Origin of the sequence: Streptococcus sp. M334, from assembly GCF_000187745.1 — a bacterium.
Taxonomy (GTDB): domain Bacteria; phylum Bacillota; class Bacilli; order Lactobacillales; family Streptococcaceae; genus Streptococcus.
This window is the reverse complement of sequence record NZ_GL732488.1, coordinates 41,602-50,958: the sequence shown is the minus strand read 5'-3', so window position 1 is coordinate 50,958 and position 9,357 is coordinate 41,602. Positions and strand designations below refer to the sequence as shown.

General features: G+C 37.2%; 1 protein-coding gene. It reads left to right on the top strand.

Annotated features, from left to right (window positions below):
* Positions 1-209 precede the first annotated feature (209 nt).
* The coding region (locus tag HMPREF0851_RS10260) for a YSIRK-type signal peptide-containing protein (protein WP_000467127.1) at positions 210-9,357 on the top strand (9,148 nt) is incomplete at its 3' end.

Below are 9,357 nucleotides of genomic sequence, written 5' to 3'. Positions count from 1 at the left end.
ANATATATATATATATATATATATATATATATATATATATATATAATGTGTAAAACACCTTGAAATATCAGTGTTACAGCGCTTACATTTTTAGATGATATTTATGTAAATGCTTGATTTTTTATTTTAAAAGAGTTAACATATTATCGAGTCATTATGTCTCGGAGATTTTAAACTTATTCTACTAAAACAATAGAAAGGACATATTTATGTTTGGTAAAAAGTCTAATGATAATGGTGAAAAATTATACCGTTATTCTATTCGTAAGTACCATTTTGGTGCTGCAAGTGTTGCCATAGCAGCGTTAATGTTTTTTGCTAATGGAGTAGCTAAGGCGGATATGGCCGTCTCTCCTGCAACAGCCAATACTGAAAAAGTGGGGGTTGCTGTTACTGGTTTGACTGAGGGAGTTCCACCTACAGAGGGACATTCAGAAAAATCACAGGAAGTAGGGTCTGAGAAAGAGGCAATTGCTAAGAAATCAGTGGATAAGTCTGCTCTTAATCAGGCTCTTAGTGAACTTCAAGCTGCGATTGCAAAAGCAGACGAGGAAAGTTTATTAAGTCTATCTAATCAACTTTCTCAATTAACAGATGAAAATAAGCGTTTACTTGATGGAGAAAATGTTTCTGAGGAAGCGATTGCAAGTCAAGTAAGTCGGGTTCAATCTTTTACAGAGCAAGTGCGTTTACTTAAGTCTAAGGCTAAAGATAAAGATTCTAACAAGGAAGATAGAACCGATTCTAAAGTTCAAGATAAAAAAGAGCTCAAAGTATCTGATAAAGCTGTGATTCCTACTGATCAGACTGAAGAAATTAAAGATGTTCAAAAAGATGACAACAAAGAAGATACAGCTAATAAAGATAAATTAGAATCACTTTCTAAAAGTTTAATCACTTACTTATATACTGCTAAAAAAATTGAACGCCCTGAAACCAAGAAACTCTTGGAGGGAGTAGAAGAAATTGTCCGCTCTGTCGAAAATGGGATAGTAAATCCACAATTGACAGCTTCAGAAATCGAAGAATTAATGAAGAAAGGTAAGCAAGCAGAGAAAAAACTTGCACTTGCTGTCACACGTGAACATTCAGGAAAACGTGACTTGGATAACGGTAAGAAGATGTTGCCAGAATCTTACTTTAGATCTGCAATTTATCGAGCAGCAAACGGTATAGTTTATGATGCTCAAGGTAACGACAACTTACGTGACGCAGAGGTAGGGTATATCACAAAAGCTGGCGATAACTCTGGGTATCCAGAGGGTACCTTCTTGTATATATCTCACAATGATAATAGTTCTGCCAATGGTAGAAACAATGCTGATTTAGGTCCACAACCTGTAAAAAGATTAAAACAAAAAGTTTTTGCGGAAGTTACTAAACAATCAAACGGGTATCATTGGAAAATAACATATAATAATGCTCGTGAGTCTAGACAAAATCCAATTTATTATTTTACTGTTCCAAGTGGTCATTCTGTACAAAATATGACTTTGAAAGAGAATGGTTCTGTTGTAAAACACGGTGGGGTTGCTCAAGTATTTAATGGTGAAGCAGACAAATATTTAACGGCTGTTGGTTCTCCAAATGGTGGTGTCAATGGTAGTCCTTACTATGAAAATGTTGCAAATACTCAGAATGGAATTGTAGGTAACCGTGGTGGTATTTATACCTTAGATGATTTTGTGCGAAACGATACAAGTGTTTATTTTAACCGTGATGGTATGTCTGAAGATGATAAAAGAATTACGGATAAACTGTACGATAAAATCAAGAGTTCTACACAAAATGTCTTTGCTTTTAGACCACGTGACTTTGATAAAGGAAATACTTATGTTGTTGAGTTTGATACAGTAGGGGATACTGAAGATCCGCTATACTATATTGCTGGTATGAAATCATATGAAAAAATACCTAGTGGACGTTTTATGCACAAGAGTTACCAACAATGGTATGGTGTGCAAGAACGATATAATGTAACGGTTGATACGAATGTGTTAAAAACAACTTTCTTAAAAGGTACAGGGATTGGTACTTTGGACACAGAAAGTGGTCTAATGAGTAGTGCCGTTACTATTGAGGATACTTATAATAACAGTCAGACGAACCCTGGCCGTGGAGATATTACCGATTACCACACTTATAAATCAACCGATAATTTTAGTGCTGATTACCTCAAGAGTTTACATAATCGCTTTAGCAGACAACGTTCAGAAGATGGCGTAAACACAACTGCTGATAGAACAAAAGGAAACCATACTCTTTATATTGAAGCTAAAGTTAAGGGACAAGCAATTAATTTCCGTTTGCCATATAAAATTGTGACTCAGTCTGATATCTATCAACCAGTAGCTAAAGAGGTGACGGATACAAAAAATTATAAGGCTGATTTAGGAAATGCCGATACTTATATCAAGAGTTATACGGATGTTTCATCTCAAATTGATGGATTTAAAACTCCAGATGCCGATGATATGGGAACTCCAAACCCTGGGAATTCATTCTATAAGGATCGAATTTCATACTTCCCTCGTACGAGTGATAAAATTAAAGAACAGGCAGTGAAGCAAGTTCAATGGGTAGGTGACTCAAGTTTATCAACCGGTAAGAGAGTAATCGAATTAACACTTGATAATCATAAAACAGAGTTGTTTACAGTGCCAGATGATATCGATGTTTTACCTGGTGGAAAAATTTCAAAAGAAAACTTAGAAAAGTTAAAAGAAGCGATTCGTCAACAATATCAAAAGGTAAATACGAATGGGCACGTGGAAGGAAATGTTCCAACTATCACGGAGACAACGCCTGTTTGGGTGAAAAAACAAGTTAAGGTCACCTACTATGATAATGAAAATAATTCCAGCACAAATAATCAAGACGATTCAGTAGACTATGTAGATGTACTTTTCAAACATATTCAAAAAGAAGCTAAACCAGCTGCTCCAACAATAGCAACTCCGCTTGATGGATCTGCTTCTGTTACACCAAATGGTACGACAGATAAAATGGTTGTTTCTTATAGACCAACTAGACAACAGAGCGATACTACACTTACGGTGAAAAAAGAAGGATCATCATGGGGAGTAGTTGGTAATCGTCCAGATGGTGTAACTGTGGACACTTCAACAGGTCGTGTATCTATTACAGAGCAAACCGTTGAAGATAATACGAAAATTAAAGCTATTGCAACGTATCTGAATAGTGATGAAACTTCAGCTGAAGATACTGTTAAGAGTAGAGATACTCAAGCTCCTACAGTTATGATGAATGGAAAAGTCTTAACAGAAAGGGCATCAGATAATCGATTTGTGATTTTCCGTGGAGCTAATTTTAATCCTACTTTTAAAGTGACAGATAATTCCAACACGATTGCTGAGTTTAATGTAAAAAATATTCCAAATGGTGTTTGGTTTAATAAATCAGGGAATAAAGACTACGCTCGTACTTTAATTACAAATGGAGATTATCATTTTAGTAATACAAAAGTGGATGATGATGCACCTTTAGTAACGCGTGAAGCTTCTGTTACTGTAAGAGACCTCAGTGGTAATGCAAAAGAATATAAATTTGAATATACTATTGCTGATGTGATGGTGAGAAATTCACCTAAAGCTGCTTCTCTTAACGATAAAATAGGAGATTCTCATAATTACTTAATTGATACCTTAAATGGTAGCACGGATCAAGGGAATAAATATTTCCCAGGAGGAATGAGATGGGAATGGGAAAATGCTAATCAAAATACAACATTAACTAATCTTGGATTAGTTAGACATGTAGCAAAAGCTGTATTCCCAACGGGAGCTCAAAACGGAAGTCTTACAGCTAACGGCATGACTCTCTATGCGCCACGTGAAATTAAAAAAGAAGTAAACTTCAATGTTACTGACAATGCAAAACCACAAGCTACTCTAAATGGAGTATCTCTCGGTACAACAGCAGGAGAACCGATCTTTACAATTTTCCGTGGAGCAACCTTTAATCCGGAATTAAAAGCATGGGATAATGCTGGAAAAATTAGTAATGTAACTGTCAGTGGATTACCTGAAGGAGTGACAAGTACAAACTTCCCAGGAAGTCAACAAACAGGTAGCGAAACGCAGAAGTACACAGCTAAATTATCAAACGGTACTGTAAATAATGATTATGCTTTAGGAGAACACGAAGCTACTTTAACGGTTACAGGTAGTGATAGCAAAGACGTAAGTACATTTAAATTTAAATATCGTGTTGTAGATTTAGATTTTAAAAATGTTTATGAAACACCTGATGCTGGTCAACCAGGTGGTAAGAGTTATGTTATCGGACTTCATGATGGAAATTCTGTCAATGTAATGAATGGTACTAAAAATATCAATCCTAAAGACTACTGGAAAGTGATTAATGACTCAAGTAAGGCGGATAGAGGATATTCTTATCTACCAGATGGAATGGTTTATAGTATTAATAATGGTGGAATCTCTTCTAATCCTGCTGATGCATCTAAAGGTGCTAGTATCGCTATGGGGCATTATGGACGTATGATTAAGGCTGATTTCAGTGGGGCGGGAGATATCGCAAATAATGAAAGTACAAGTAGAACGGTATTTGCTCCAGCTACTATTGAACGAAGAATCTTAGTTGCAGTTGATCCAACAGCTCCAACTATTGATGGCAATGCAGATCTCCTTTATGGTCAGGCAGGTCATAAGCCAGATATTAAAGTGAAGAATATCGTTAATATTGGTGAGAGTACTTCTGAAGTAGGTACGGTTAACAAAGAGGCAACTCGTACGATTCAATTATATAGTGATCAAGATGATACTACTCCTATAGCAGAACATTCTTTTGATAAAGGAAGTAGAGAGACCGAGTGGACTTTCCGAGAAAGTGATATTAATCGTGCTCGTCCAAATGGATTGAGAGAAGGGGAAACTCTTTATGCACGCGTGAAGGTAACTCACCGTGGTGTATCTACAATGTCAGGTAATAGTAACGAAAAAGAAGTTACTGCTCGACTAAATTTAATAGAGAATGCAGCTAACCGTATCGTTCAAGCAAATGATAGCAAGTTGAATGATGCTGAGAAAGCAGCAATTAGAATCGCTTTGAAAAAAGCAAATCCTACACTTGGTTTGAAAGATGAAAATATTGAGATTTCAGACAGCGGAGCTATTGTTGTTACAAAAGATAAGAAACGTGGCTGGCTTCAAACTGAACCCAATAAGAATAGTGGTGCGGGATTTGTTACTCGATTCGCAGATATTCGTAAGGATTTCTTATTAGAAAATATCGAAGGTGCAAAACTACCGAATAGAGATACAGATAAAGGTTTTGCTTGGTCTAATAGTACAAGTGACCCATCTGTAAATGGAAATCGTAGTTTAATCTATTACTATGATGCGACAAAAGGACAAGGTATCAATCTAAATGATGTCTTAAGAATGATGCACTTAAAACCAAAAGCAGGTACAAATAGTGTTGAAAATCCATCTCTTGTTGAAGCTAGAGGGGATGATAAAGAAAAAGCAGAAAATAGTCGTGAAGGATTTAGTAAGGTTCGAAATTCAAATGAATTTAAGAAAAACAATAATTATATTAATGTGCTAGATTTGGTAGATGCAGGAAATCTTAGTGGTGGACAGGTTGTTTCTAATTCACCTAATAAGTTAGTTGAAAACGGGAAAGGAACTCCTGGCGCTGTTGGTACGAGTCTACAAAATGCAAGCATTGCTGGAGCTAACGGAATACAAGCAATCTCATTAGATCATGTGGCAAATGGTAGTGGAGCTATTTATAAAGCTCAGTTGTATCTTCGTCCTGAGTATGTTAATACGACTACTTTATCTAAGAGAAGCGAAAATAAAGATACAACGACAAATGTTATTAATGTTTACTTTGTGCCTGTAGACGTAGAAAAACCACAGGTACAACGATCTAGTACAAATAATTTAGGGGTTGCTGAAAAATTCTATGACTATTTACCTAAGGAACATCGTCCAGATTTCACTAGTCTTGTAAAATTAACAGATAATTATGACAAAGATGATGATACTGATGCTAAAAACAATCCATTAAGACACAAGCTTAGTATGTGGCTTAAAACAGGAAACGAGAAGACTTTGATAGTTGAAAATGGAGTAGAGAAGCAGGATGTTATAGAAAAATTGTATAATAATGCTACCTCAACAACAGTATATGAGCTTTTAGCGAAAACAGAGGATAACTCAGGGAATAATAGTTCTGAGGATAGTAGCAATGAAACAAGTCTAGGATTCTTTAAAACACAGTATCCAGCGGTTACTTATCGTAAAAAAGATAATCAAGAAGTAAGTAGCTACTCTGAGATTGTAGGTCAACCGTTGACATCAGCTGTAGTAGGAACTGGAGGAAGATTACGACCTGTTAAGCCTGATTTTTATGTAGCATTTGATGGGCGAAGACCAAATGCGACGTCAATTACTTTCAAGGATGGGGCTCTTCCAGATAGAAGTACTACTGCTGGGGTTACTAAAAAAACAATTATTGTAGAGTTTCCTAATGGTAGTAGGGTAGAGAAGGAAATCACTATTAATACTTATGGAAATGAAGTGAACTATCCAGAAGGTAAGACTTACTTTGAGACAGAAGTAGGTAAAAATTTCGAGAAACAAAATGCTGCTGACTATGTAAAAACAAGTAGTTCTCTAGCTAATCCACCAAGAACTGCGATAGCTTGGGGGGATGGATACAGTAGTTCTGCAAATCCAGTTTCTAAAGTTCAAACTACAATAGGAATGCGTGAAGAAAATGTTAATGTTTATTACACGTCGCCAATTGCTAGATTACGTGGAGATGATACGTTTAACTATACACATCAAGATATTAAAGTTGATTTAGCCGTCAAACCACAAGCGCCGATGTTGTCTGCAAATCAATTCCAAGGAAAAGCAGGAACTAAACCTGAGATTACAGTGAGCAATCTTCCAACAACTGCACAGTTGACGGCAGGATTAACTGTAACAGTACAATTAAAAGATGCTGCTGGCACTGTAGTTGCAGAAAAAACTGTAGCAGCAGGAACAGAAAGTACAACTTTTGCTGAAGCTGACTATAGAAATCCAGTTACTTTAGGTCAACAATTGACAGCTAATGTGGTTGTCTCAGGAACTTATCAAAAAACAAAAACAACGGATACGGGAACAAGACAAGTCCCAACTGCTTATTCTTTAGTTTCTAATAATAGCAACAGTGAACAAGTCACTCCTCAAAAACCAACCTTTGATACAGCAACAGTGACTTCAACTAGCCGTACATTGAGGGGTACTTTAGGCGGATTTAATGCAACTAATAAAGTGGTCAAAGTTCATTTGAACGATGAGAATAATACCATTCTATCTAGTGAAAATAATGGCGAAGTAACCATCAATGATAATACATGGACAGCTACGCTTCCTGCTACTGTAAAACTTCGTCAATCAGTTGCTAAGAATGGAGAAACTACAACACCGCGAGCGATTACAGTGGAGAATACAGTCACAGGAGGAACGGTTTCAACTACAAGTGATGAAAAAGAAGTCACAATGGGTGCTTATTCTGTATCACCTGCAATTGCTGGTAGCAAGCATATCGATATTGCAGTCTCGCATGATGCTAAACGAGTGGAGTTGAGATTCCATAACAATCAAGAAAAAGGCGATAAACCAAACAGTGTCACTCTTGTACGTGGTGCAGATGGTACTTGGCACACAGATGCAACTCGTGCTGATAATGCAACTGTGACAGATGCTTCTGGATATGTCGGAAGAATTAGTTCTAGCGCAAGCAAGACTAATCCAGCAGAAAGTATTATTACTATTCCTCTTAATGAAGAAAGTAACGGTAAGAAACTTCATATTAGAGAAGAAGCTGCTAACGGGGATAATACAGAAACCTACGGCAAAGGACTAGGTTTACGTGTAGATTATCAACCAGAAGCAGGACAAGACCCGACGGCTGCTGGAAATTGGAAAGTAGTTAATGTTACGAATACAGCACCTACTATCAAAGTAAAAGGTGACACAGGAAAAGATGAAACTCATAGAAAAGTCTATGATTCTGGAACAAGGTTGACAGCCGACTTGTTAAAAGATTTAGTGACAGTAACAGATGCAGAAGATGGACGTGCTACTGAAAGTGAAAAACCATACGGAACAGGAAATGTTAAGGTTGTATCTGAATTACCTACAGCAACAGGAGCAACTCCAGCAGGGGTATACGAAGTAACTCTAGTAGCAGTTGACAGCCAAGGTAAAGAAGGAAGTCAAGTTAAAGTATATGTAGCTGTTAAAGAAGCGAAGCCAACAGCACCAAGCGTAGGACAATGGAAAAATGGAAATGCAAGAGTAACACCAGATTCTACAAATTCAGGGGATAAAATTACAATTCCTCTAAACTCAGGAAGTGTTGTAGTAACAAAAGATGCTCAAAATGGATGGCAAGTAACAGGACAAGCTAATGGAGTAAGCGTTCATGATGGAAGTATCGAAATTCCACGTAACTTGGTAAATACTACAGTAACAGCAACTGCAAGCAAAGGCGAAGGCGATATTAAAGCAGTATCTGATGAAGGAACACATACTTTAACAGCACATGAAGTTACAAAAGCAGACATTATTAAGAAACCAACGGGTCACCTTACTGGAACAGATTTATATTCAGCAACAGGAGTCACAGGAGTTATTGAAAACGGCGTAACAAAAACATATCAAAAAGCAGGTATAAAATCTGTTACATCTGATGGACAATTACCAGAACTAGAAGCTGATAAGGAAAAACAAGTACCAGTAGTCATTACCTATAACGATGGTTCTCAAGAAAAAACTAATGTCACACTAAAAGTTGCGCCAGCTGCACCTAACGTAACGGTCAACAAGCAAGATGGCACAACAGGAGACGTGACACTAACAATTAAACGGCATGACGATACTAATTACCCAGATGGTTCTGTAGTGACTGTCCCAGGAATAGACGAAACATTCAGAGTCAAAGATGGCACAATCACGATTAAGAACGACCAACTGAAAGATACAGTACAAACAGGAAAAGTTATTGTAAAAGAAGGAAACAAACTTCCAGCAGAAACTGATAGGGATAAGGTGATCCCAGCGAAGAAACAAGCTAGTGCCAAACCAGTCTTCACGCAACCAAGACGAGATGACAATGGAGATGTACACTATCGAGTGACAACGCCAGAAGGCACATCTTACCCACAAAATACGCCAATCAAGCTAGATGGAGTAGGAACGTTCACGGTAGGAGCCAACGGCGAGTTGACAATTCCAAATGCGAACTTACCAGAAAGCGAAGCGAACAAGGTTCCAACAGCAACCGAAGATGGTAAATTAGCGACAGCGGGCC